This window comes from Oerskovia sp. Root22, assembly GCF_001429135.1.
In the GTDB taxonomy this organism is placed as follows: Bacteria; Actinomycetota; Actinomycetes; order Actinomycetales; family Cellulomonadaceae; genus Oerskovia; species Oerskovia enterophila.
The window spans coordinates 68542-93290 of record NZ_LMIL01000002.1 but is presented as its reverse complement, the minus strand read 5'-3'; the positions used below and the strand labels follow the sequence as shown (position 1 = coordinate 93290).

Below are 24749 nucleotides of genomic sequence, written 5' to 3'. Positions count from 1 at the left end.
CTACCTGCTCGACGTACCCGAGGGGGTGCGTCCGGCCTCGGGCCGGTAGTCCCCGTAGCGTGCCCACGTCACCGTGACCCGGACGAGGACGATCCCGTCCTGCGCGAGCGAGCCGGCGAACTCGGGGAACCTCGCGGCGTACTCCGCCGCGCAGCGCTCACGCTCGCGCCCCTCGGGCAGGTCGGCGACCCCTTCGCACTGCAGGGTCGTCCCGTCAGCGCCTCCGACGGCCACCGCGATGCGCGGGTCACGGCGAAGGTTGGCGATCTTGCGTGAGCTCTCGCGGGCGTCGAGCACGAGCTCGCCTCGATCGGTCGCGGTGAGAGAGAGGTAGGCCGCCTGAGGGCTGCCGTCCGGGCCGAGCGTCGCGACGACTCCTGCCCCCTGAGCGCGGACGTACTCGACGAGCTGCTGGTCCATGGGGAGATCCTCGGGTGCCGTCGGAGCGTTGTCCAGGATCAGCGGTTCGCGAGCTCCGCACGCCGCGGCGGGTTCGCACCAGCGCGCGACACGGTGATCGCGGCCGCTGCGACGCACTGCTCGAGCACCTCGCTCAGCGAGGCGAGGTCGATCGCACGCAGCGCCTCGCGCCGGTCGGCACCCAGGAGGTCCTGCTCCCAGAGCCCGTCGATGAGCGCTCCCATGAAGGTGTCACCGGCACCGACCGTGTCGACGACCTCGACGCGCGGCGCGGCGACGCGGACCTCGCCCGCAGGGCACACCGCGACCGCGCCCTCGCCACCGAACGTGACGACCACGAGCGCGGGCCCCCGCGCAGCCCACGTCCGGGCGACCTCGACCGGGTCGGCGCCGGGGTGGAGCCACTCGACGTCCTCGTCGCTCACCTTGACGACGTCGGCGGCCGCGACGAGCGGCTCGATCCGGGCGAGCGCGGCCTCGGCCGTGCCCATGAGGCTGGGCCGGGCGTTGGGGTCGTACGTGATGGTCGAGCGCTCGCGCGCCGCGAGCACCAGGTCGTGGACCGCGTCCGCGCCGGGCTCGAGGACGGCCGCGATCGACCCGGTGTGGACCACGAGCGTCGCCTCGGTGGCCGCGGTGCCGGGTGCCACGTCCCAGGTGATCGCGAAGTCGTACGTCGCGGCCCCCGACCCGTCGAGGACCGCTCGCGCCACGCTCGTGGCGGCTGCGCCGTCGGACCCCGGGGTGAGGGTGACGCCCGAGTCGGCGAGCCAGGCGCGCAGCGTCTCGCCGTGCGCGTCCTGACCGAGGTGGGCCGCGAGCAGCGTCTCGCGCCCCAGGCGGCCGAGCGTCAGGGCGACGTTGGCCGGGCTGCCGCCGGGGTGCTCGTCGGTCGTGCCGTCGGGGCGTCGGACCTCGTCGATGAGGGCTTCGCCGACGACGAGGACGTGGGGGGACCGGTGCGGCATGAGAGCTCCAGAGCAGGTGAGAGGTTGCGACGGTGCAGCGTCGTGAAGAACGATCCTGCACCGATGACAGCGTTGTCAACCGCACGGGCGTGCGGCTGGTGGCACGCGACGAGCGGGTGCCGCCTCAGGGAGGTGGCACCCGCTCGTCGACCGCTACCTCAGGTACGGACCTGCTTCACCGACCTTGCCCGGCGCCGGGTTGCCCGGCAGCTCGAGCACGTAGGCGCGCATGTTGCCCTTGCCGCTCACGGACACCGCGAGCGATCCGCCGGTGACGACCTTGCGGTCGCCCGTCACGGCGTCCACGTAGGTGCCGTTCGGGATGCCCGAGAACGTCGCCGAACCGCTCACCGCGACCAGCACGAACGAGTCCACGGACCCCTCGGTGAACCGCTTCTTGTATGCGATCCCACCCGAGACCCCCTCGGTCGAGTACTGGCCCTTCTGGAGCGCCGGGATCGCCCGGCGGATCTGGTTGAGGCGCTGGACGTGCTTGACCAACGGCTGCTGGAGCGTCGTCGCGACGGCCCCGGTGGCCGACGTGACGACGCCGAAGTCGTTCGCCACCACTGTCCCCGCGAGGTGGTCGCCGTAGTAGGCGCGCCCCGTGGTGGCGAGCGGGCAGGTCGGACCGCAGTCGATCTTCTTGCCCGCCTGGAACTCGATCTCCGAGCCGTAGTAGAGCGTCGGGATGCCGCGGAACGTCCACATGAGGCTCATGTTCTCGGCCCACGCGTCGGTGCCCCCGGCGAACCGCGTCTGGGACTTGCCGGGCCCGTAGTCGTGGCTGTCCACGTAGACCGTGTTGTACGTCGCGTCGTTCGTGACGTCGTCGGAGTCCTTGCCGGACCAGAAGGCGTTCGAGGCGTCGTCGAAGTTCATGTGCATGCGCATGTCGATGATGTTCATGCCCGACGCCTTGGAGTGGTCGGGAGCGTGGTACGTGTTCCCGACCAGGGTCGCGTTGGTGCTCGTCGGCTGGTTCGCCGGCCCCATGAGGTTCTCGTACTGGAACTGCTCGGCCGCGGCGACGACGTCGTCGAGCGAGTACTCCTTGCGCTCGTCCCAGGTGTAGAACGGTGCGGAGTGGTTCACGGACCCGCGGTTCCACTTGTCGTGCACGAACTGCGCGACCTCCCCGAACACGTAGAAGTCCTTGCCCTTCTCGCCGTGCGTCGCGACCGCGTGCTCCTGGATCGCGGGCAGGAAGACCCGGTTCCACGTGACGCGGGGGATGTGGACCGCAGTATCGATCCGGAACCCGTCGACGCCCATGTCGATGTACTTGTTGTACGCGCCGATCAGGTAGTCCTGCACCTGCTCGTTCTCGGTGTTGAAGTCCGCGAGGTCCTCGTGGATCCAGCAGTCCTGGGCGTCCTTGCCCTCCCAGTTCCCGATCCAGCAGGGGTGGTAGAGGTTCGAGGGGAACATGCCCGACGTCGCGTTGGGCCACTGGCAGCTGTACGTCCGGTAACCCTCGGCCGAGTAGCCGACCGGGACACCCCAGCTGGCACAGTTCTGGCCCGCGGGCTGCGTCGAGGACCACAGGTCACCGTTGTACGTCGAGCCGTCGGCGTCCTCCTCGAGCGGGTCGTACTCCTTGCCCGCGACGGGCTGGTCGTAGTACCAGCTCCACTGCGCGTCGCGCGCGCCGTACACGGTCGGGGTGAACAGCCCCTCTGCTCCCCACCGGGACGAGTGGTTGTACACGACGTCCTGGTAGATCTTGATGCCCTTGGCGTGCGCTGCGTCGATCAGGTCCTGGTAGCTCGCGCCCTCCGACTCGAGCCGCGGGTCCACGCGGTAGAAGTCCCACCCGTGGTAGCCGTGGAAGTCGTAGTCGGACCGGTTGAGCACGACGGGCGTGATCCAGATCGCCGAGAACCCGAGGCCCTTGATGTAGTCGAGCTTGTCGACGATGCCCTCGAAGTCGCCCCGGAACATGGGGTCGTCGTTCGCGGCGTTGCCCGACTTCACGTGCATCGAGCCGCCACGGTTGTTGGTCGCGTCGCCGTCGTTGAAGCGTGCGGTCATGACGAAGTAGATCGAGTCCTCACGGGGGTCGCCGCCGAGCGGCTCACCGGTCGTGGCGGGGGGCGTCGTCGGCTGGGTACCGGTCGTCCTCGAGGCCGTCGTGCTCGCCGCGGAGCGGTTCCCGGCCGCGTCGAACGCGATCACGGAGTACGAGTACGCCGTGTTCTCGAGGAGGTTCGCGTCGGTCGCGGACGTGCCCGTGACGTCGCGCGCGACGGTGCCCGCGCCGCCCGTGCGCGTCACGGTGTAGCCCGCGACGGCCGTGTCGTCGGTCGACGCGGTCCAGCTCGCGGTGAGGCCGATGCCCGTGCCGGTCACGGTCAGGCCCGAGGGGACCGACGGGGCCGTGGTGTCGGGCACCTCGGGGACGACGGGCGGGCAGGGGTCCGTGGCGTTCGCCGTGAGCGCCCCGTTCTTCACGGTCGAGATCCCGGGGCCGTAGGCGTAGTCCTTGCCGCCGTTGTTGTCCCAGGTGCCCGAGCCGTTGGTGAAGACGACCTTGCCGCCCGTGGCGGCTCCCAGGTCGATCGTGAACCGGAACCACCCGGTGCAGGCGGCCTCCATGGCCTTGCCCGGTGCCGTGGTCCAGGCCGCGGTCGTGGTGTTGAAGTGGATCTTCGGCGCGGTCCACGTCGTCGCGTAGTAGAGGGTCGCAGCGCCCGCGGGGGTCTCGGTGGGGGTGGGGGTGGGTTCGGGGTCGGGCGTGGTCGCGCAGGGGGAGGTCCCGGTCGTGACGGCACCGTCCTTGACGACCACGACGCCCGCACCGACCGCGTAGTTGCGGCCGCCGTTGTTGTCCCAGGTCCCCGACCCGTTGTTGAACGTGAGCTGTGCCCCGGTGGCCGTCCCGAGCGGGAGGGTCCGGCTGAGCCAGCCGTCGCACGCGGGCGCCATGGCGACGCCGGGGACCGTGGTCCACGCGCCGCCCGTGACGCCGTAGTGGACGTTGGTCGTGGTCCAGCCGGCTCGGGCCGGGTAGTAGACCGTGGTCGAGGCCTCGCCGCTGGTCGCGCCGGCGGCCGACGTGGCCACCGAGGTGACGGCGAGCGGGCCCAGGAGCCCGAGGCCGAGGAGGAGGGCGACGGGTCGTCTCCACCGTGCGAACGTCGTTGATCGCATGATCTTCCTTCATCAAGGGGGCACCGCCGAGAGTCACGACGGTGTGACTTCTGCAAGGTTGCGTAACGTTGCAGCCTTCCTTGCGGGAACATACAGGACATCCCGAGGGCTGACCAGAGGTGTGGGAGGCTCGACCGGGCGCACCGAGGCGCGACGGGAGGACCCGGCACAACGGGTGCCGGCAGGAGGAACGATGGACATGATCAAGCCGTGGCAGCTCGTCACGGTGGTCTGCGTGCTCGCGCTGCTGACCTATGTGGTGATCGTCGTGCGGGCATTCCTCAGTGGGATGCGTGGCGAGGAGCGCGGGCGGCGTTGCCGCCGACGCCCGCGCACCTGAGCTCCGAGGTCGGCACGGCGCTGCTGACGCCTCAGCGCACGGACGCGAACGCCTCTCAGCGCACGGACGCGAACGCCTCCAGGACCCGGTCGACGCTCGACCGCAGTCCCCAGCGCGAGGCGAGCGCGTCGAGGGCCGCAGCGTCCGCGGGGGCGGACGGGACGTCGTCGGGCACTGCGGGCAGGGGGGCGTCGCGCGCGACCTGGACCACGAGCGGGGCGACGTCCAGGTAGTCCGCGGCCTCGGTCAGGCGGCGTCGCTGCGTGGGGCTCAGGCCGGGGTCGCCCTCGTCGCGTGCGCGCAGGATGCCCGCGAGGTCGCCGTAGCGGGCGAGCAGCCCCGCGGCCGTCTTCTCGCCGATGCCCGCGACGCCCGGCAGACCGTCGCTCGGGTCGCCGCGCAGCGCGGCCATGTCGGCGTACGCCTGGCCCGACGTCACGCCGTAGCGCTCGGCCAGGCGCTCGACGTCCACGACGTCGAGCTTCTTGAGACCCCGAGCGGTGTACAGCACGCGCACTGGCACGTCGTCGTCGACAAGCTGGAACAGGTCGCGGTCTCCCGTGACGACCTCGACGGGTCCGACATCAGGCCCACGGGAGTCGCTCGCACCGATCCCTTCGCCCGCCTCGCGCAGGGCGCGCCGCCGGGCCGACTCGCGCTCGACGAGCGTGCCGATCACGTCGTCGGCCTCGTAGCCCGGGCAGCCGACGCGCGCGATCCCGAGGGCCGCGAGGACCTCGACGATGACGGGGACCTGGGTCGTCAGAGCCTCGGGGACCTCCTCGATGCCCGTGGTCCCGGGCACCTCGGTCGCGACCCGGTGGGCCTTGTAGGACGGGATCGCGTCGACGCGGAACGCGGGGCGCCAGTCGTCGTCCCAGCACGCCACGAGGCGCGCGGGCCGCCGCTCGGTGACGAGCACCGCGATGGTGTCGAGGAAGCCGCGCACGGCGTTGACGGGCGTGCCGTCGGGGGCCCTGACCGAGTCCGGGACCCCGAAGAACGCACGGAAGTACTGCGACGCGGAGTCGAGCAGCAGCAGGCCGCCGTGGCCGGGGAGCTGGGTGTCGCGCAGGGGAGCGGGCGTCGCCGGGTCCGTCATGCCACCCAACGTACCGGCGGCCGCCCACGCGGGCCGGTCCACGGCCCGGGTGCCGCGCGCCCCGACCGGTGCGACGCCCCGACGCCCGGCCGCGGAGGTCCCTGATCTGACGCTGCGAGGAGGGATGTGTCACATCCGATTCGGGACCTTTGGCCGGGCTCTTCCGCAGGTCACGTGCCTAGGGTGGAAGTTGCCCCGGGCATCGAGGCGACCCGTCCGGGGTCGCCTGTCAGGAACCCAGCGACCAACGAGAGAAGGCGTGGCGAGGATCATGAAGGCTGCACGTTTCCACGGACGAGAAGACATCCGCATCGAGGACGTCCCGGCCCCCGAGCTGCGGCCGGGCGCGGTCGCGATCGACATCGCCTGGTGCGGGATCTGCGGTTCGGACCTGCACGAATACCTCGACGGCCCCATCTTCACGCCCGCCAAGGGCCGCCCGCACCCCCTGTCGCACGAGGAGATCCCCGTGACCATGGGCCACGAGTTCTCCGGGACCGTGACCGCGCTGGGCGAGGGCGTCGACGACCTGACGATCGGCGAGTCCGTGGTCGTCGAGCCCTACTTCGTGTGCGGCGAGTGCGCGCAGTGCGAGGCCGGCAACTACCACCTGTGCGTCAAGATGGGCTTCATCGGCCTGGCCGGTGGCGGCGGCGGGCTCTCCGAGAAGGTCGTCGTCGACCGTCGTTGGGTCCACCCCGTGGGCGACATCCCCCTCGACCAGGCCGCGCTCATCGAGCCGCTCTCGGTCGGCCACCATGCGGTCGTCCGCTCGGGCGCCCAGGCCGGCGACGTCGCGCTCGTCGGAGGGGCGGGACCCATCGGGCTGCTCACGGCCGCGGTCCTCAAGGCGCGCGGCGTCACGGTCATCATGTCCGAGGTCTCCGAGGCCCGGAAGACCAAGGCCCGCGAGACGCACGTCGCCGACCACGTCGTCGACCCCACGCAGGACAACCTCATCGCCCGCGTCCGCGAGATCACGGACGGCCGCGGCGTCGACGTGGCCTTCGAGTGCACGAGCGTCAACGCGGTCCTCGACCAGCTCTTCGACGCGGTCCGCCCCGCGGGCGTGATCGTGGTCGTGTCGATCTGGGGCAAGCCTGCCGCAGTCGACATGCAGAAGCTCGTCCTCAAGGAGATCGACCTGCGCGGGACCATCGCCTACGTGCGCGACCACGCCGAGACGATCAAGCTCGTCCAGGAGGGCAAGATCGACCTCGCCCCGTTCATCACGGCCAAGATCCCGCTCGAGGACCTCGTCACCGAGGGCTTCGACACCCTGATCCACCGCAACGAGACCGCGGTGAAGATCCTCGTCCACCCGTGACGGCCTCCCGGCCCGACGCCGGAGCGCACCCTCGACGCGGAAGGTGCGCTCCGCCGTCGGGCCGGGTTCTTGGGCGCTGAGTGCATGGTTGCGCTGCGAAACGCCCGGCGAGTCGCAGCGCAATCATGCACTCGGCGGAAGCCAGGGGACGGCCTGCCGCCGCTCAGCGGACCGTCGCGAAGAACTCCCGCACGTCCGCGACGAACGCCTCTGGTTCCTCCATCGCCGCGAAGTGGCCCCCGCGACCCTCGACGTCGGTCCACCGTGTGATCCGGTGCTGGGCCTCGGCGTACCGGCGGATGCCGACGTCGTGCGCGAACACGATGACGGCCGTCGGAACGCCGGTCGGGGGCTTGGGCGCGTCCCACGCGCTCTCGCTCGCGTACGCCATGTACGCCGACGACCCGGCCGTGCCGGTCAGCCAGTAGATCATCACGTCGGTGAGCATCCGGTCCCAGCCGAGCACCTCGTGCGGCAGCTCGTCCGCGGGGAACGTCCAGGCCTTGAGCTTGTCGAGGATCCACGCGAGCTGCCCGACGGGCGAGTCCGTGAGTGCCGCGCCGATCAGCCCGGGACGCGTGCCCTGGATCGAGACGTAGCCGAGCTCCTCGGTCATGAAGCGCCCGATCCGGCTCAGACGGTCGCGCTCGAGCTCCGTGAGGCTCGCGAGCTCGTCCTCGCCGATCTCGTGGAACGCCATGCCGATGTTGCCGTTGAGGTGCACGCCCACGACCGGTCCTGTGGTGCCGTCGCTCCCGGTCGCGCGCGCGACCTCGGGCGAGACCCCCGCGCCCACGTCGCCGCCCTGCACGCCGTAGCGCTCGTAGCCGAGCCGGCGCATGAGCTCGGCCCACGCGACCGCGATGCGTGCACTGTTCCAGCCGGCCTCGGTGGGTCCCGAGAAGCCGAAGCCCGGGAGCGAGGGGATCACGACGTGGAAGGCCTGCGCGGGGTCGCCGCCGTGCGCGCGCGGGTCCGTGAGCGGCCCGATCACGTCGAGGAACTCGGCGAACGACCCCGGCCAGCCGTGCGTGAGCATCAGTGGGAGCGCGTCGGGCTCGGGCGAGCGGACGTGCAGGAAGTGGACCCGCTGCCCGTCGATCTCGGTGAGGAACTGCGGGTAGGTGTTGATGGCGGCCTCCTGCGCGCGCCAGTCGTAGGACGTGCGCCAGTGCTCGACGACCTCGCGCAGGTAGGAGACAGGGACTCCCGTGTCCCAGCCGTCGCCCGGCAGCGGGGCGGGGAACCGGGTCCGCGCGAGACGGTCGGCCAGGTCGTCGAGGTCCGCCTGCGGGATCTCGAGGCGGAAGGGGCGGATCGTGGAGCTCGTCGTCGTGTCCATGTCCTCGACGCTACGCGCGGTAGCGGTCAGCCTCTGTCCGCTATTCCTGCCCGACGGCGGAGCTCGCCTTGCCGCGTGAGGGGGCGCTCCGGCGTCGGGCCGGGTTCTCGGGCGTTGAGTGCATGATTGCGCTGCGAAACGCCCGGCGAGTCGCAGCCGAATCATGCACTCAGCGGGAGGCCGCCGCCCGCGCCGACGACCCGTCGTCGTCCACCAAGCCCTCCTCGCGCGCCCGCACGATCGCCGCCGCCCGGTCGCGCAACGACAGCTTGGCGAGCACGCCCGCGACGTAGTTGCGGACCGTCTTGGTGCTCAGGGACAGCCGCCGCGAGATCGCGGTGTTGTCGAGCCCCGCGGCGACGAGCGCGAGCACCTCGCGCTCCCGGTCGGTGAGCTGCGGGAACGGCACGGCCGTCCGCGAGCCGCCCAGCACGTTGGCCACGGCGCGTGCCGCGACCCCCGGTGCGAGGATCAGCTCGCCGTTCGCGACGGCCCGCACCGCCCGCTCGACCTCGTGCGGCGACGCCGACTTCACGAGGTACCCGCGCGCCCCGGCGCGCAGGCAGGCCGCGACCGAGTCGTCGTCCTCGTGCATCGACATGACGAGCACGGGCACGTCCGGGCGGTCACGCGCCAGGTCCCGCGTGAGCTCGACGCCCGACCCGTCACCCAGGTCGAGGTCCATGACCACGACGTCGAGCCCCTCCGGTGCGCCCAGCACGGCTCGGGCCTCCGCGGCGCTCGCGGCCTGGGCCACGACGCTCACGCCCTCGAGCGAGTCGAGCAGCGCCGCCATCCCGATGCGGAACACGGGGTGGTCGTCGACGAGGGCCACGCGGATGGGGCTCACAGCACGACCTTCCGGGGGAGGACGGCCCGCACGCGCGTGCCGCGCGGTGCGAGCGGGGTGATCTCCAGCGTCCCACCGAGCTCCTCGGCGCGCTCCCGCATGGACCGCGTCCCGACACCGGCCTGCGCGTCCTGCCCGACGCCGGAGCCCGCGTCGTCGCACGTCACGACCAGGTGCGTCCCCGGCTCGGGGACACCGGGCGGGTGCGCGGCGACCTCGACGCGACAGCCCGCGGCCCCGCTGTGACGGGACGCGTTGATGACCGCCTCGCTCGCGATCGCGTAGGCAGCGGCGGCGATGCGCGTGTCGAGGTCGTCGCACGGCCCGCACAGGAGCTCGACCGCGAAGCCGTCGGCGTCGTGGTGGTCGGCGAGGTCGTGCAGCGCGGCCTCGAGACCGGCCTCGTCGAGCGCGGGGGGCAGCAGGCTGCGCGAGAGAGTGCGCACGTCCCCGACCCGCTGCTCGACCTCGTGCTGGAGGGCCTCGAGCACCGCGGCCGCGGCGGCGGGGTCGGTCGCGAGCGTGTTGCGCGCACCCTGCAGCCCGAGCCGCAGCCCGTTCAACCACGGCCCGACGCCGTCGTGCAGCTCCCGACGGATCAGTCGCCGTTCGGCGAGACGCGCCCGGGTCACGGCGTCCTTGGCGCGCTCGAGGTCGCGCGCGCCGCTCGCCAGGGCGAGGCCCGCTGCGACGACCGGCACGAGCTGGGCGAGCGCGTCCCGGGTGCGTGCGTCGAGGCGCTCGCCGGCGCGGGGTGTCACGGCGAGGTCACCGAGGACCTGGCCGCCGTGCTCGACGGGCACGTGGGTCACGTGGACCGAGGTGGGGGAGCCCCACGATGCCTCGACCGTCCCGGGTGGCGCCCCGGGGACGGTGCTCGCCGACCCGGAGCCCGTTCGTGCGGCCGGGGCACCGCCCGCGAGCGAGGCGGTGCGGGAGGACGCCGCCGCGCCCGCCGGGCCCCCGCCGCTCGTGAGCGTGACCGACTCGAGCCTGAGCGACTCGCCCGTCGAGGCGACCAGTCCGTGGAGCAGCTCGTCCGCGGTCGCGGCGACCCCGAGCTGGCGTCCCATGCGCAGCACGGCCCGCCCCGGGGCGGTCGTCTCGCCGTAGACGAGCGTGCGGACGCGCCGCCGGAGCCAGGTGCGGGCGGGCTGGACCGCGAGCACGACGCCGACCGCGGCGAGCACCTGGGCGAGCGGCCGGTTGCCGACGAGAGCCGTCACGGCGACGACGAGCGCGACGTAGACGACGACCAGCGCGAGGGTCAGGAGCGCGCCGATCGTCGCGCGGCTCAGCGCGAGGTCCAGGCCCCAGAGCCGGTTGCGCAGGACCGAGACGAGCAGCGCGGCAGGGAACAGGGCCTGGCACGCGAGGTGGGTCAGGGGCAGCGCGAGGATCGCGTCCGGCGAGTCCCACGTCCCGAGAAGAGGGAGGAACGACAGCGCCATGATCGCCGTGCCCAGGGCCAGGAGCCCCAGGCCGCGGCGTTCCTCGGGAGGCCCGTGCCGGTGCCGCCACCACGTCGCGGCCGCGGTCACGAGCCCCATGACGACGACGCCGAGGATCGCCGGCCGTGGGTCGTCGACCGGTGCGAGCAGGAAGAAGAGGATCGAGCCGACGCCGCCCGCGACCCCGAGCCACGCGCCCACGGACAACGGGTGGTCGCGCACGAACCACGGCACGAGCACGAACAGCCCGATCGTCCCCGGGACCCACGCGAGACCGTACGCCGCGGCGAGCGGTTCGAGCGGCGGCAGGTCCGGGTGCGTGCTCGCGAAGCTGCGCCACGCCCCGCCGAGGGCGGCCAACCCTCCGCCGATCCCCGCGAGCGAGACGAGCCAGCCGACGACGTGCTGCCGGCGCGACAGGATGATCGCCCCGACCGAGCCGTAGACGAGCGCGACCATGGCGTCGACGACCACGAACAGCAGGTCGCCGAGCAGCACGTCCACACCCGAGGTGAGCTGGAGCACGAGCGCCGCGATGCCCAGGAGCCACGAGACGATCGCGATGGCGAGCGCCGTCCGAGGCAGGCCCCCGGTGCCCAGGCTCGCGCGACCGAACGCCGATCCGCGCGAGGGCACGGCCGGACCGCCGGAGGACTCCGGTGGAACGTCCCCTGCGTCTGCGCCCACAGCGCCACGGTAGGGGGCGGGACCGGCTGCGCGACAGAGGGCGGGAACGATTCCACCCGCACGCCGGGCTGCACGGCCGCGACCGGCCCCGCCCCCGGAGAGGGGGACGGGGCCGGTCGCGCTGCCCGGGACGACCCGGGCGCTCGGTGACGTGACCACGACGGTGGGCTGCGCCGTCGGGCAGGTCAGCGACGGTCGCCCAGCGCGAAGCCGAGCGCCGCGACCGTGAGCCACAGCGGACCCACGAACCCTGCCATGTACTGCAGGGGCGAGACGCCCAGGAGCAGCGTGAGCCCACCCAGGAGCAGGCTCACGACCCCGATCCAGCGCGGTGCGGCGCCGTGCCGCAGCGACGCCACGGCCACGGCGACCGCGGTCAGGCCCGCGCCGACCCACAGCCAGGGGATGGTCGCGGTCCAGTCGGCGTAGAACGCGCCCGACTCGGCGACGATCTTGTCGAGCTCGGCGAACCCGAACATGAACTGGGTGTCGAGCCCCGAGCCCATGAGCGCCGCGACCGAGGTCAGGACGAGTCCCGAGCCTGCGACCGTCGGCAGGAGGCTGCCCGCCGGGGCCTGGACGTCGAGGCGTCGCTTGAGCCCTGCCGCGAAGACCAGGACGAGGATCGCGACCAGGACGGTCGCGGTGTGGAAGACGAGGAGCGTGGACGTCTTGCCCGCGAGGTCGGCGACGATCGCGTCGGCGTCGCCTGCCGTCTGCTCCCAGTTGGCGCCGAGCGCCATGGAGGCCTGGATCGAGACGATGCCCAGGACGCCGGCCGCGACGCCGGTCCACGCCCAGGCGCGGGACGTGCGGGCGGGGTGCCCGTGGGCGAGGGCGGCGTCGGAGGTGACGGGTGCTGTCGGTCGTGCGGTCATGGTGGACCCCTGCGTGTCGGAGGGCCGGCCCGGCGGGCGGCGGCCGTGGGTGGTTGACACGACGAGCGTGGGGCGGGAGGCGTCCCGGGCGGCAGGGGCGGATGTCCTGGGAGGCTGGGCGGTTCGGCGGGCGCCGAGTGCATGATCGTGCAGCGACACGCCCGGCGAGTCGCGGCCGAATCATGCACTCAGCGGGCGACCGCCTGGCTCAGCCCGACGTGTGCTTCGCCAGGAACGCCAGGCTCCGGTCGAGCGCGACCTGCCCGGCCTCGGTCGAGATGTCGAACTGGTACTCGTGGCCCAGGCCGGGCTCCTCGCCGTCGGGCTGGAAGATCGCGTCGACCTCGACGCCCGCCTCCGCGAGCCGCGCGACCAGAGCCCTGCCCTGCGGCGTGAGCGGGTCGGCGTTGCCGCCCGTGAGGAACGCCGGCGGGAAGTCCGCGGTCACGTGGTCCGTGACCGACGCGGCCGCGAAGCGCGGGTCGTCGGCGAAGTCCTTGGTCCCCGAGTACGACCACAGCACGGTCTCGAGGAACCAGGCGCTCGCGCCGCCCTTCGAGGTGTCGACGAGGCCGATGTCGTACGCGCCGCAGTGCAGCACCACGGCTGCGAGCTGGTCGGGCCCGATCGCAGGTTCGAGACCCAGCTCCCGCGCGTACGCCGGGCTCGTGACCGCGCCCGCGACCTGCGCGCTGATCTGGGACCCCGCCGAGTCGCCCGCGAGGACGATCCGCCCGGGGTCCACACCCAGCTCGTCGGCGTGCTCGGTCACGTAGGCGAGCGCGTCGTTGAGCTCGAACAGCGGCGTGGGGTAGGTCGCGCCGGGCGCGATCGAGTAGTCGATCGCGACGACCGTGTAGCCGTGGCTCGCGACGATCTTCGCGTAGCTCGCGACCTGCTCCTTGCTGCCCGAGACCCACCCGCCGCCGTGCGTCCACACGACCGTGGGCAGCGGTCCCTCGGCGCTCGCGGGACGGTGCACGTCGAGGAGCGCGTCGGGGTCGTCGGCGCGGTAGGCGACGTCGGTCGTGCTCACGACGCCGGACGGCACGAGCGCCGCGAGCTTCTCGTCGGTCTCGTGGCCGCCCTTGTCGAACGCGTACCGGATGAGGAGGGCAGAGGGCCACGGGCTGACCTGGAACGCGACGAACGTCCCGATCGCCACGACCCCGAGCGACGCGCCGACCCAGGCGAGGGCCCGGGGCCAGCGGCGACGCCGCACCGCGGGGCTGTCGGCCGGGGACGCCGGGGAGGGGGAGACCATGCCCGGAGCCTAGCCAGAGGGACGGGTCGGAGCGCGGCAGCGCACGTGCCGTCCCGGGTGGTCCGGGCGTCCGGCGCGACGTGCGGCCGGGGACGGTTCAGTCCTCGGCGGTGTCCTCGGTGCTGTCCTGGCCGGGCGGCGGGAGCACGGGCAGCACGACCACGGGCCGGTGCTGCAGGTGCGAGAGCCGGCCGGCGACCGAGCCGCCGAGGGCCTCGTTGCGCCACCCGTCGGCCCCCGAACGATGGGCGCCGACCACGACGATCGCGGCGTCGTGCGTCACCGCGGCCTCGTCGAGCTTCCGGGCCACGTCGCCGTCACCCGCGACCACGAGGCTCCACGCGACGCCCGTCCCGCGCAGCGCGCGGTCGAGCTCGGTCGTCAGGCGTCGCTCTCCGGAGCCGTCGTCCGCCACGGGCCCGACGTCGACCCACACGCACACGAGCGACGTCCCCAACGCGTGGGCGAAGCCGGCGGCACGCTGGACGATGTCCGGGTGCTGGCCCGGGTGCACTCCGACGAGCAGGGGTCGGATCATCTGTCCATCGTGCCACGGGCGCGCGGATCGGTCGTGCCACGGGCGCGCGGATCGGTCGTGCCACGGGCGCGCGGATCGGTCGTGCCACGGGCACCGACGTGCACAGGCCCGACGGCGCCGCTCACCTCGCGCTCCCGGGTCCGCCCGAGCGCGGCGTCAGCCGAGCGAGCGTTGGAGCAGCACGGTGTCGAGCCACCGGCCGTGCTTGAAGCCGACCCGTTCGAGCCGACCGACCTGTCGGAAGCCCAGCTTCTCGTGAAGGACCACCGACGCGGGGGACTCGGCGTCGCTCACGACCGCGACGACCTCTCGGACCCCGGCCTCACGCGCCTCGTCGAGGAGCCTGGACAGCAGCGCTCGGCCCAGGCCTCGGCCCTCGCTGCCCGGAGCCAGGTAGATGGTGTCCTCGCCCGTGGACGCGTAGGCGGGTCGCTCGCGCCAGGCGCCCACGTACGCGAACCCGGCGACGTCGTCGGGCAGGCCGGGGCCCTCCGCGACCGTGACGACCAGGAACGGGCGGCCCGCCGCCCGCAGCGACTCCCACCGCTCCTCCCAGCCCGCGAGCGTGAGCGGCTCGGTCTGGAAGGTCGTGACCGTGTGCAGGACGTAGTGCGCCGCGATCTCGGCGATCGCGGGCAGGTCCTCACGGGTCGCGCGGCGGACGGTCACGGTGGGTGCGTGGGTCATCCCGGCACGGTACAACGCCGGATTCGCCCGGGTGAACGTGCGTCCTGCTGTCGCGAGGGACGGCACCCGGTGTCACTCTGAAATCGGGCCACGCCACCGATGCCGTGGCCCTCAGCGAGACATCTTGGCCCACCGGCAAGACTCTCTGCTCACAAGGGGACCGCTATGCGACGTGCACTGACCACGAGCTCGACCACTTCCAGGACGCGACACGCGCTGTCAGGGATCACGGCCTCGCTGGCCGTCGCATCCTTGCTCGTGATCGGTGCTGTGGCCCCGGCGGTCGCGGAACCGGCGCCCGTGCCGGAACCGAGCAGCACGGCCACGGCAGGGGACCCGGCCGCGACCCCGGCGTGGACCGAGTCGCCGACCGAACCGGCAGACCCCGCGGGCGCCGACCCCGCGGGCGCCGACCCCGCGGGCGCCGACCCGGCGGCCACCGACCCGGCGGCCGTGCCGGAGAGCCCGTCGCCTGACGGCGCGACCGTGCCGCCGGACGAGCCTGCTCCGGGCGACACCGGGGTGGACGTACCGGAGAAGGCCGAGGTGCAGGGCCCGCCCATGCCGGATGCGGTGGCAACGGAGTCGCCCGACGAGGTAGAGGGTCCCGGCGTGACGCCCTTCCTGGTCCCTCCGGCGACCGGGAACGACGCGGTCGTCACGGTCAAGGTGGGCGGTGACCGCACCAGTCTGGTCGCGGTCGGGCCGCTGGCCGGGGTCACCCTCCAGCTCTACGACGGCACGGGCGCTCCCACGACACCGGTCGCCGACGCGTGGGCCACGTGTGTGTCCGACGCCGACGGCGACTGCTCGTTCGTCGTGCCGAACACGCAGGTCGGTGGAGCCAACCGCGACCGCCGGTTCTGGGTGGTCCAGACGGGGGTGCCAACTGACTGGTACGAGAACCCCGACCTGGGGACCGGGAGCAGCGGATCGACCATCACGCAGTACGACTTCCGTACCGGTACCCAGCTCCGCAACGGCACGACCTACACCTCCGAAGGCTCGTTCATGCTCGCCACCGGCAGCACGAACAACGTGGCGTCCGGTGGCATCTGGCAGACCTCGCGGGAAAACCCGACGTTCCCCGCGCAGTGCGGGATCGACGTGGCGCTCGTCCTCGACCTCTCCGGATCCGTCGCGGCCGACCTGCCACAGCTCAAGCAGGCAGCGAACCGGTTCGTCGACGCCCTGACGGGCACGCCGTCCAACATGGGCCTGTTCACGTTCAGCTCGCTCGCCCCCGCAACGGGCAACCCCAACCTGGCCCTGACCCCGGTCTCGACGGAGGACAGCGCCCAGCTCGTGAAGAACCGGATCAACAGCTACACGGCTGGCGGCGGCACCAACTGGGACCGCGGCATCTACCAGGTCGCGTCGAGCGCGGCCGACTACGACGTCGCGATCGTCCTCACCGACGGGAACCCGACCTTCTACGGCAACCAGGAGGGCCCCGGAAACTTCACCCGTCTGCGCGAGGTCGAGAACGGGGTGTTCAGCGCCAACGCCGTCAAGGCGCAGGGAACCCACATGGTGGCGTTCGGCGTCGGGGACGGGATTGACACCGCGGGCAGCGGGCTCAACCTGCGAGCGATCTCCGGCGAGCTCGCGGGCACGGACTACTTCCAGACCGCGGACTACGAGGACGCCGGGAACCAACTCCGCGCCCTCGCGCTCGGCAACTGCGAAGGATCGGTCTCCGTCATCAAGCAGGTCGTGCCCTCGGGCGCGCCGGTCGGGTCGATCGAGGGCGCAGAGCCCGCGGGTGGGTGGGAGTTCACCGCCGAGACCCAGTCCGGGGACGTCACGGTCGAGGACCCGTCCACGGTCACGACGGCGGCGGGGACGGGGGCCGCGAACTTCGACCTCTCCTACCCCTCGTCGACGTCGTCCGGGGTCGTCGGCGTCATGGAGACGCAGCAGTCAGGCTTCACGCTGCAGCAGGTGGACGGTGCGAACGCGGTCTGCACCGACATCGTGACGGGCGACACCGTGACCGCGACGAACAGCGGTGCGACCGGTTTCACGGTGCCCGTGGACCCGACCACCGCGGTGACCTGCACGGTCTACAACCGGGCACCCAACCCGGTCGCGTCCCTGACGCTCTCCAAGGAGTGGATCGTGAACGGCGAGACCTACACCGACGGTGCGCAGCCCGACGGGCTCTCGGCCTCGGCCTCCATCGCCGGGACCCTCCAGGGGTGGGGCGTGCCCCGCACCGGCCTGCAGGCGGGGCAGACGCCTGCGATCGGCGAGTCGACGACAGTGGTCCTGACCCAGTGCACGCTCGACGCGACCGAGGTGACGGACTTCAACGGCACCGAGCTCTCGGAGACGCTGCCGTACTCGCCGACCCTGATCGCCGGGAACAACACCGCCACGGTCACGAACACCGTGACGTGCGCGAGCCGGCTCACGCTCGCCAAGACGGTCCAGGGCGGCGACGGGGACAGCGACCCGGCGCCCACCGACTGGACGCTCGACGCGGTCGCCCCCTCGGGGGCGCTCCCCGGCCCTAGCGGGGTCACGGGAGCACCGGGAGCAACCGCCGAGGTCACCCCCGGCGTGATCTACCCGCTGAACGAGTCCGGTGGCGACCCCAACTACGTCCAGGCGACCGGGCCCAACGCCGTCCCGATCCCCGGCTCGACCGCGAGCTGGTCGTGCGTCGAGCTCGCTGCCGACGGCACCACGGTCATCCCCGGGTTCTCCGACGGACTCAACGGCGGCGTCAACGTACCGTTCGGGCGCTGGATCCGCTGCACCGCGGTCAACCAGACCGCGACGCTCGACCTGCGGAAGGTCGTCGAGAACGAGTACGGCGGGGAAGCGGTGCCGGCTGACTGGAGTCTCACGGCGACGCCGATCGGGACCTTCCCCGCAGGGCTCGAGCCGCAGACGGTCGAGGGAAGCTCGGTGGGCACGGATGCCACCTCCATCAACGTCCGGCCCGGCGTGGCGTACCAGATCACGGAGTCGGGGACGCCCACGGGCTATGAGGAGCTCTCCGTCGAGTGCGTGACCGAGGCCGGTGTGCCGCTGAACGGCACGATCGTCACGCTCCTCCCCCTGGACACGACGGTCTGCACGTTCGTCAACGCCGACGTCCCGGGCCGCCTGACCCTCGTCAAGGAGGTCCAGAACGGCGCGACCGGCGCGACGAACGTCCCGGCGGACTGGACACTCACCGCGACCCCGGACGGCATCACGGGCCAGGGGCCCGTCGCGGGCAACGGCGACCCGACGAGCACGGGCGGCGTCTCGGCGGTCGAGGTCTTCACGGGGGACTACACGCTCTCCGAGACGGGCCCGGCGGGGTACGACCCGGGCACGTGGTCCTGCACGGGCGGGACGCTCACGGACTCGACCGTGACGGTCCCGCTCGGCGCGGACGTGACGTGCAGGATCGTCAACACGGCCCAGCAGTCGACGCTGACGCTCGTCAAGGACGTCGAGAACGGGACGACCGGCGGGGCCTACGAGCCGTCCGACTGGACGCTGAGCGCGGCCGGCCCGACGACCGGTGTCTCGGGTGCGTCGGGGACGGAGGCCGTGACCTCGGCCCCCGTCGCGATCGGTGACTACGAGCTCTCGGAGGAGGGGCCGGCCGGCTACACCCCGGGCGCGTGGACCTGCACGGGTGGCGAGGTCACGGGTGGGACCGTCACGGTCCCGCTCGGCGCGGACGTGACGTGCACGATCCTCAACACGGCCCAGCAGCCGTCGCTGACCCTGGTCAAGCAGGTCGTCAACGACAGCGGCGGCTCGGCGGAGCCCGCCGACTGGACGCTCGAGGCCGACGGGCCTACTCCGCTCAGCGGCGTGAGCGGTGATCCTGCGGTCACGGGGGCGGACGTCGAGGCCGGCGACTATGCGCTCTCCGAGACGGGCGGCCCCGAGGGCTATGAAGCGTCCGACTGGACGTGCGAGATCCCGGGATCCGACGGTGGAGCGGCGACTCCGGTCGAGGTCACCGACGGGACGGTCCAGGTCGCCGTCGGGCAGACGGTCGTCTGCACCGTCGTGAACGACGACATCCCGGCGCCCTTCACGGTCGTGAAGTCGAGCGACCCGGGCAGCGGGGCGACGGTCCTGCCGGGCGACGTCATCACGTACACGGTGACCGTGGCGACGGTCGGCGAGGGCTTCGATCCGGACGTCGTCGTCACGGACGACCTCGCCCAGGTGCTGAACAACGCGACGCTGGTCGAGGGCAGCATCGAGGCCTCGACGGGTGGCGCCGTGCTCACGGGGACGAGCCTCGTCTGGACCATCGGGGACCTGGTCGACACCGAGACGATCACCTACCAGGTGCGGGTCAACGACGGCGCGTACGGGGTCACGCTCACCAACGTGGTCACGGCTCCTGGTGCAGAGCCCTGCGTCGAGCCGGAGCCACCCGTCCAACCCGAGGTGGCGCCGTCGGCGTCCGCCCTCGTCTCGGACGCGACCGCGCTCGCGGCCGACGTGGCAGCGGCGGCCGTGGCAGCCGCACCCGCGGCCCTCGCGGTGGTGGACCCGGCGGAAGCCTGCCGCACGACGTCGCACGTCACGCCCGCCTGGACGCTCGCCAAGACGAGCAACCCTGCGACGGGCACGAAGGTCGCGGCGGGCAGCGTCATCACGTACACGCTGACCGTGACGAGCACGACCGACGCCGTGGTCAGCGGGGCCGTCGTGACCGACGACCTGTCCAAGGTCCTGCGGTACGGGACCCTGGTCTCGCAGCCTCCGGGAACCACGCTCTCCGGGACGACGCTCACCTGGGCGGTGCCGGACCTCGCGACCGCGGGAGCGACGACCGCGATCTCCTACCAGGTCAGGCTCTCGTCGAGCGCTCACGGCGTGACGGTCACCAACGTCGCGACGCCCGGCCCGGGTGGCGGGTGCGTCTCGTGCACGACGACGCACGAGGTCCCGCCCGTCTCCGCGGCGCCGCCGTCGAGCCTGCCGGTCACCGGAGCCGACGTCGTCGGGATCCTCACGGGCGCGCTGCTCCTGGTGCTGCTCGGAGCGACGCTCGTGACGGTCCGCCGGCGCCGGGCGAACCCCTAGCCGGGCAGCAGGACGGGCCGCTCCCCGCGGGGGAGCGGCCCGTCCTGTGCGAGAGCTACTCGATGCCGTCGGCGTGGCGCTCGTCGACCGTGCGCGCGGCCTCGCGCGCAGCCTTCCGGTTGGCCCGACGACGTCGCGCAAGCCCGCCGCCCCCGTCGCCCTCGTCGTCGGTCGGCTCGTCCTTCTCGCGGCCCGGGTCGTGCAGCATGTGCGAGTCGACCAGCTCGTGCCGCTGGAGGTAGGTGTTGGCGACGGCCTGGATGGTCGCGGCGATCGGGAGCGAGAGGAACGCGCCCAGGGCACCGAACACGGCGCCGAACGCGAGGACCACGACGAACGACACCGCGGGGTTCATCTCGAGGGCACGGGCCGAGACCTTGGGCGAGAAGTAGAGGTTCTCGAGCTGCTGGTACGCCACGATGAAGATCAGGACGGCCAGCGCCTGGGGAAGCCCCTGCGACGTGAGGGCCACGATCACGGGCAGCGCGCCACCGATGTACGTACCGATCGTGGGCACGAACTGGGACACGACACCCACGAACACCGAGAGCGGCAGCGCGTAGTCGGTGCCGAGGATCAGCAGGAACACGAACGTGAAGACGCTCGAGAGCGCCGCGAGGACGATGCGCGAGTTGATGAAGTCGGAGACCTTGACCTGGGTGATCTCCCAGAGCCGCAGGACCTCCTGCTGGCGGTTCGGGGTCAGCCACCGGCAGATCGCGGCGCGGAACTTGGGTCCTGCGGCCAGGAGGTAGTAGGTCACGAGCATGATCGTGAGGAACGCGAAGATCCCGCCGACGATCGTCGTCCCCACGACGAGCGCGCCCGACGCGACGTCCTCGCCGAACTCGTTGAAGCCCTGCTTGAGCAGGACGTCAGAGCTCGGCATGTCGATGTCGAACCGCTCCTGGACGAACTCCTGGATGTTCGTGTAGAGCGCCGGGATCGACTGGACGAGCTGGACGAGCTGCTGCACGAACAGGTTGCCGAAGAGCGCGAAGATCCCGATCACGACGACCAGGCCACCCAGCAGAGCCGTGGCCGCTGCCCCGCCGCGCTTCCAACCGTGGCGGACGAGCCAGACGACGATCGGCTCGAGCGCGAGCGCGATGAAGAACGCGATGAGCACGTTGACGCCCAGGCTCTTCAGGGTGCCGAGTGCGTACCAGACGAAGATGCCGACGAAGACCGTGACCACGATCATGAACAGCGCACGGGGGAGCCAGCGCGGGGGCTTGCGCGGGTCGTCGGGGGCGAGCGCGACGAAGTCACGGGGCGCGACCGTGTCGGCGCTCAAGGGCGGCGGGGAGTACGGGCCGGCGTGGTCGCCCGGCGTGGTCGCGTCGCTCGTCATGCGCCGAACGTAGCGAACGCCTGGGCGCTCAAGGTGAGCCCACGCCGTCGGGCCCGAAGGTGCACGTCACACGCCGGCGCCGCGCCCGGGCCCACCGGTCACCCGGACGTGCGCTGCTCGGCGAGCGGGACCCCGTCGTCGTCCAGGTGCTCGGGGCCCTCGGACCGCACTCCCAGCCGCGCGGCGACCCACGGACCCGTCAGCCCGTAGATCACGGCCGTCAGGAGGATCACGCCGAACACGACCGGCACGAGCTGCTCGAACGGCTGGCCGTCCTGCTCGAACCGCAGCGCGAAGACCGACGCGGTCGAGGCCGCGACGATCCCGCGTGGCGCCATCCAGCCGACCATGACCCGTTCTCGGCTCGACAGCACGCTGCCCGTGGTCGCGATCGACGCGACGAGCGGGCGCAGCACCAGGACGAGCAGCGCCACGATCGCGAGCGTCGACAGGGCGTAGGTCGCGAGCGCGTCGAGGTCGACCCGAGCCGTGAGCAGGATGAAGAGGGTGCCGATGAGCAGGAGCCCGACGTGGCTGCCGAACTCGTGCAGGGGCTCGATCCGGGCCCACCGCTGGTTGGCCAGGACGATCCCGAGCGTCGTCGTCGCGAAGAGCCCGGCCTCCTCGTGGAACGCCTCGGCGATCGCGTACGTGGCCAGTGCCGTCGCGAACGCGAGCGAGACCTCGGCCGCGGCGGGCACCCTGCCCCAGCGCACGGCCACGACGTAGACGGCCGCGGCGACCGCTCCCGTGAGGATCCCGGACAACGCGGTCGCGCCCAGGTGCTCGGGGGCGGCGTGCAGCGCGACGTTCGCCATGGCGAGCGCGACCGTCGCGCCGATCGGGTCGATGAAGATCCCCTCGAACGCGAGCACCGACTCGAGGGGCTGCTTGGGACGGATGATCGCGAGCAGCGGCCCGACGACGGTCGGTCCCGACACGATGAGGATCGCCCCGATCACGGCCGCCCGCGACAGCGGCAGGTCGAGGACCCACCAGCAGATGGCCGTGGCACCGATACCGGTCAGGACCGCACCGACCGTCACCAGCAGCGCGACCGGTCGCCGCGCCCCGCCCTTGAGCCGGGTCATGTCGAGCTTGAGGGACTCCTCGAACAGCAGGATGCCCACGGCCATCGAGACCAGGGGGAACAGGTCCTTGCCCAGGAGCGCGTCGGGGTCGACGAGGCCCGTCACGGGCCCGGCGACCAGCCCGAGCGCGAGCAGCAGCAGGATCGACGGCACCTTGAGCGCCTTGGCCGCGACCTGACCGACGACCCCGAGCAGCACGACCAGGGCGATCCCACCCGTGAATCCCAGTTCCATGGACCCATAGTGGTGCGGCCCGAGCGTTCGCGCAGCGGATGCCGTGACGAGCGGGCGGTGCCACGATCAGGGGAGCACGACTTCCGGGACGGCTCCGGGCCGACGACGACGTCGGGCGATGCCGTCCGTCCACCGCGCGCGAGGAGAGAACATGGCACGGTCATCGCAGGTCACGGCATGGGTCGGCTGGGTGTGGTTCGCGGGCGTCGTCCTGCTGGTGCTCGGGCTGTTCAACGCGATCAGCGGCCTGGTCGCGGCGTTCTCCCCGGAGAAGCTCGTCGGGCTGGGAGAGCAGGGGATCGTCGTCCTCGACGTGTCGACCTGGGGATGGGTCCACCTCGTGGTCGGGATCCTGCTCGTGATCGTGGGCTTCTCGGTGCTCTCCGGCCGGGGTTGGGCGCGCCTCGTCGCGATCGTCCTGGTCGTGCTCAACGTCCTGACCCAGTTCGTCGCCCTGCCCGCCAGCCCGTGGTGGTCGATCGTCACGATCATCCTGGGGCTGTTCGTGCTGTGGGCGCTCGTCGTCCACGGCGACGAGGCCGAGCGCGCGTCCGCCTCTGCGTCCCACCTGCCCTGACCTCACCTACCAGCAAGGAGCGCCACACATGCCCTCAACCACCTTCGGTCCGGTCGAGTTCGTCGCGATCGCCTTCCCCGAGGAGCGCGTGCCCGACGCGGTCAAGATCGCGATCGTGGACCTCCTGGGGTCCGACGTCGTCAGGCTCCTCGACCTCACGGTCGTCCGCAAGGGTCTGGGCGGGGAGATCGACGTCGTCGAGGTCGAGGACCTCGGTGACGAGCTCGACATCACCGAGACCCAGCTCGGCAGCTCGGGCCTCGCCGGTCAGGAGGACATCGACGACGTCGCCGCGAACCTCGAGCCCGGGACGTCGGCGCTCGTGCTGATCGTCGAGCACTCCTGGGCCCGCGAGTTCGTGGGGGCGGTGCGCGACGCGGGGGCCGCGGTGATCGCCCAGGAGCGGATCCCGGCCGAGGTCGTCAACGAGATCGTCGAGCTCGCGGAGCTCGTCTGAGCGGACACGAGTCACGTCGCACCGCACTTCCCAGCACAGCACGCACACGGACTGCACGACGAACGGAGAACACCATGCCACTACGACGCGTAGGACGCCCCGGCCTCCTGGGGACGATGGCCCGCACCGCGGTCATCGCCGGGACGGCATCTGCCACGGCGGGCGCCGTCCAGCGACACCAGCAGGGCAAGGCCGAGCAGCAGGCCGAGGCCCAGCAGTACCAGGCTCAGCAGCAGGCCGAGCAGCAGCAGATGTACGCGGCGCAGGCCGCCCAGGCGCAGGCTCCGGCCGCCGCGGCACCCGCAGTCGGCGAGAACGATCTCCTGGCCCAGCTCGAGAAGCTCGGTCAGCTCAAGGCGGCAGGCGTGCTCGACGACGCCGAGTTCGCCGCCGCCAAGGCCAAGCTGCTCGCCTGAGGGAGGAATCATGGCTACTTTCACCGTCTGGTCGTTCGACACCCCGGGGGGCGCCGAGGTGGCGTCCGGCGTCCTGCGGGACGCGGCCTCCGAAGGCCTCATCAAGATCGTGGACCGTGCGATCGTGAGCTGGCCCGAGGGCGCCAAGAAGCCCACCACGCGCCACACGCACGAGGACGAGTGGCGAGGCACGGGATGGGGTGCGTTCTGGGGGCTCCTGTTCGGGGCGCTCTTCTTCGTGCCGGTGATCGGGGTCGCGGCAGGCGCGGCGCTCGGTGCGATCCACAAGTCCATGGAGGCAGTGGGGCTCAACAAGGACCAGCTGGACCGCATCCGCGCGCAGGTCACCGAGGGGACCTCCGCGCTGTTCGCCGTGACCGAGGACGGGAACCTGGACCGTGTCGGCGAGCGGTTCCACGGCCTGCACGGCGATCTCATCGCGACGAACCTCACCGACGAGGAGCGCCGGCTGCTCCTCGAGACGTTCGACTGACCTCGTCCAGGGACGTGAGCAGCGGGGTGGGCCGGTTCGCCGGCCCACCCCGCTGTGCGTGGGGC

Annotated in this window: 20 protein-coding genes; 7 read left to right on the top strand and 13 right to left on the bottom strand. The window is 72.2% G+C overall.

What is annotated here, in order from left to right; translation table 11 throughout:
* The 3 genes from ASE15_RS03875 to ASE15_RS03865 form a co-directional block, all read right to left on the bottom strand.
* A complete protein-coding gene (locus ASE15_RS03875) occupies positions 1–420 on the bottom strand; it encodes a pyridoxamine 5'-phosphate oxidase family protein (RefSeq protein WP_056647499.1) in 420 nt (139 codons plus the stop codon).
* A 38-nt stretch (positions 421–458) separates the two neighbouring features.
* Complete coding sequence (locus tag ASE15_RS03870) at positions 459–1388, bottom strand: carbohydrate kinase (protein ID WP_056761660.1); 930 nt, start codon at positions 1386–1388, stop codon at positions 459–461.
* Positions 1389–1541: 153 nt separating this feature from the next.
* Positions 1542–4541: a carbohydrate binding domain-containing protein gene (locus ASE15_RS03865; protein WP_056761657.1), complete on the bottom strand. Its 3000-nt coding sequence runs from the start codon at positions 4539–4541 to the stop codon at positions 1542–1544.
* Between the two features lie 193 nt (positions 4542–4734).
* On the opposite strand from ASE15_RS03865, the gene ASE15_RS20735 reads away from it, so the two are divergent.
* Complete coding sequence (locus ASE15_RS20735; RefSeq protein ID WP_157277134.1) at positions 4735–4881, top strand: hypothetical protein; 147 nt, start codon at positions 4735–4737, stop codon at positions 4879–4881.
* Positions 4882–4936: 55 nt separating this feature from the next.
* Here the strand turns inward: ASE15_RS20735 and ASE15_RS03860 are convergent, their stop codons facing one another.
* On the bottom strand, positions 4937–5983 hold the full coding sequence (locus ASE15_RS03860) for a 5'-3' exonuclease (protein WP_056647490.1): 1047 nt from the start codon (positions 5981–5983) through the stop codon (positions 4937–4939).
* Between the two features lie 271 nt (positions 5984–6254).
* Here ASE15_RS03860 and ASE15_RS03855 point away from each other — a divergent pair, with 271 nt between their 5' ends.
* Positions 6255–7310, top strand: a complete 1056-nt coding sequence (locus ASE15_RS03855) for a 2,3-butanediol dehydrogenase (protein WP_056647487.1) — start codon at positions 6255–6257, stop codon at positions 7308–7310.
* A 163-nt stretch (positions 7311–7473) separates the two neighbouring features.
* On the opposite strand, the gene ASE15_RS03850 is transcribed toward ASE15_RS03855, so the two are convergent.
* The 7 genes from ASE15_RS03850 to ASE15_RS03820 form a co-directional block, all read right to left on the bottom strand.
* A complete protein-coding gene (locus tag ASE15_RS03850) occupies positions 7474–8652 on the bottom strand; it encodes an epoxide hydrolase family protein (RefSeq protein ID WP_056761655.1) in 1179 nt (392 codons plus the stop codon).
* Positions 8653–8821: 169 nt separating this feature from the next.
* Positions 8822–9502: a response regulator transcription factor gene (locus ASE15_RS03845; protein ID WP_056761652.1), complete on the bottom strand. Its 681-nt coding sequence runs from the start codon at positions 9500–9502 to the stop codon at positions 8822–8824.
* On the bottom strand, positions 9499–11640 hold the full coding sequence (locus tag ASE15_RS03840) for a sensor histidine kinase (RefSeq protein ID WP_082618195.1): 2142 nt from the start codon (positions 11638–11640) through the stop codon (positions 9499–9501). The genes ASE15_RS03845 and ASE15_RS03840 overlap by 4 nt, the downstream gene beginning before the upstream one ends.
* A 185-nt stretch (positions 11641–11825) precedes the next feature.
* A complete protein-coding gene (locus tag ASE15_RS03835) occupies positions 11826–12518 on the bottom strand; it encodes a hypothetical protein (protein WP_056761649.1) in 693 nt (230 codons plus the stop codon).
* 208 nt (positions 12519–12726) lie between these two features.
* The gene (locus ASE15_RS03830; RefSeq protein WP_082618194.1) at positions 12727–13782 is read right to left on the bottom strand and encodes an alpha/beta hydrolase; all 1056 of its coding nucleotides are present in this window, start codon (positions 13780–13782) and stop codon (positions 12727–12729) included.
* Positions 13783–13879: 97 nt separating this feature from the next.
* On the bottom strand, positions 13880–14320 hold the full coding sequence (locus ASE15_RS03825; RefSeq protein ID WP_056761646.1) for a universal stress protein: 441 nt from the start codon (positions 14318–14320) through the stop codon (positions 13880–13882).
* Between the two features lie 156 nt (positions 14321–14476).
* Entirely contained in the window at positions 14477–15007 is a 531-nt protein-coding gene (locus ASE15_RS03820; RefSeq protein ID WP_056761643.1) for a GNAT family N-acetyltransferase, read from the bottom strand.
* A 165-nt stretch (positions 15008–15172) separates the two neighbouring features.
* Between ASE15_RS03820 and ASE15_RS03815 the strand changes: the two genes are divergently transcribed.
* Positions 15173–20062: a VWA domain-containing protein gene (locus ASE15_RS03815; protein ID WP_162259117.1), complete on the top strand. Its 4890-nt coding sequence runs from the start codon at positions 15173–15175 to the stop codon at positions 20060–20062.
* 55 nt (positions 20063–20117) lie between these two features.
* Here the strand turns inward: ASE15_RS03815 and ASE15_RS03810 are convergent, their stop codons facing one another.
* Together ASE15_RS03810 and ASE15_RS03805 are read right to left on the bottom strand one after the other, a co-directional pair.
* The gene (locus ASE15_RS03810; RefSeq protein ID WP_235534150.1) at positions 20118–21416 is read right to left on the bottom strand and encodes an AI-2E family transporter; all 1299 of its coding nucleotides are present in this window, start codon (positions 21414–21416) and stop codon (positions 20118–20120) included.
* Between the two features lie 98 nt (positions 21417–21514).
* The gene (locus ASE15_RS03805) at positions 21515–22741 is read right to left on the bottom strand and encodes a sodium:proton antiporter (protein WP_056647463.1); all 1227 of its coding nucleotides are present in this window, start codon (positions 22739–22741) and stop codon (positions 21515–21517) included.
* Positions 22742–22892: 151 nt separating this feature from the next.
* Between ASE15_RS03805 and ASE15_RS03800 the strand changes: the two genes are divergently transcribed.
* From ASE15_RS03800 to ASE15_RS03785, 4 genes are all read left to right on the top strand, one after another.
* The gene (locus ASE15_RS03800) at positions 22893–23318 is read left to right on the top strand and encodes a hypothetical protein (RefSeq protein ID WP_056647460.1); all 426 of its coding nucleotides are present in this window, start codon (positions 22893–22895) and stop codon (positions 23316–23318) included.
* Positions 23319–23346: 28 nt separating this feature from the next.
* Positions 23347–23775: a DUF6325 family protein gene (locus ASE15_RS03795; RefSeq protein ID WP_056647457.1), complete on the top strand. Its 429-nt coding sequence runs from the start codon at positions 23347–23349 to the stop codon at positions 23773–23775.
* Between the two features lie 74 nt (positions 23776–23849).
* Positions 23850–24191: an SHOCT domain-containing protein gene (locus ASE15_RS03790; protein ID WP_056647454.1), complete on the top strand. Its 342-nt coding sequence runs from the start codon at positions 23850–23852 to the stop codon at positions 24189–24191.
* 10 nt (positions 24192–24201) lie between these two features.
* Entirely contained in the window at positions 24202–24684 is a 483-nt protein-coding gene (locus ASE15_RS03785; RefSeq protein WP_056647451.1) for a DUF1269 domain-containing protein, read from the top strand.
* Positions 24685–24749: the final 65 nt, after the last annotated feature.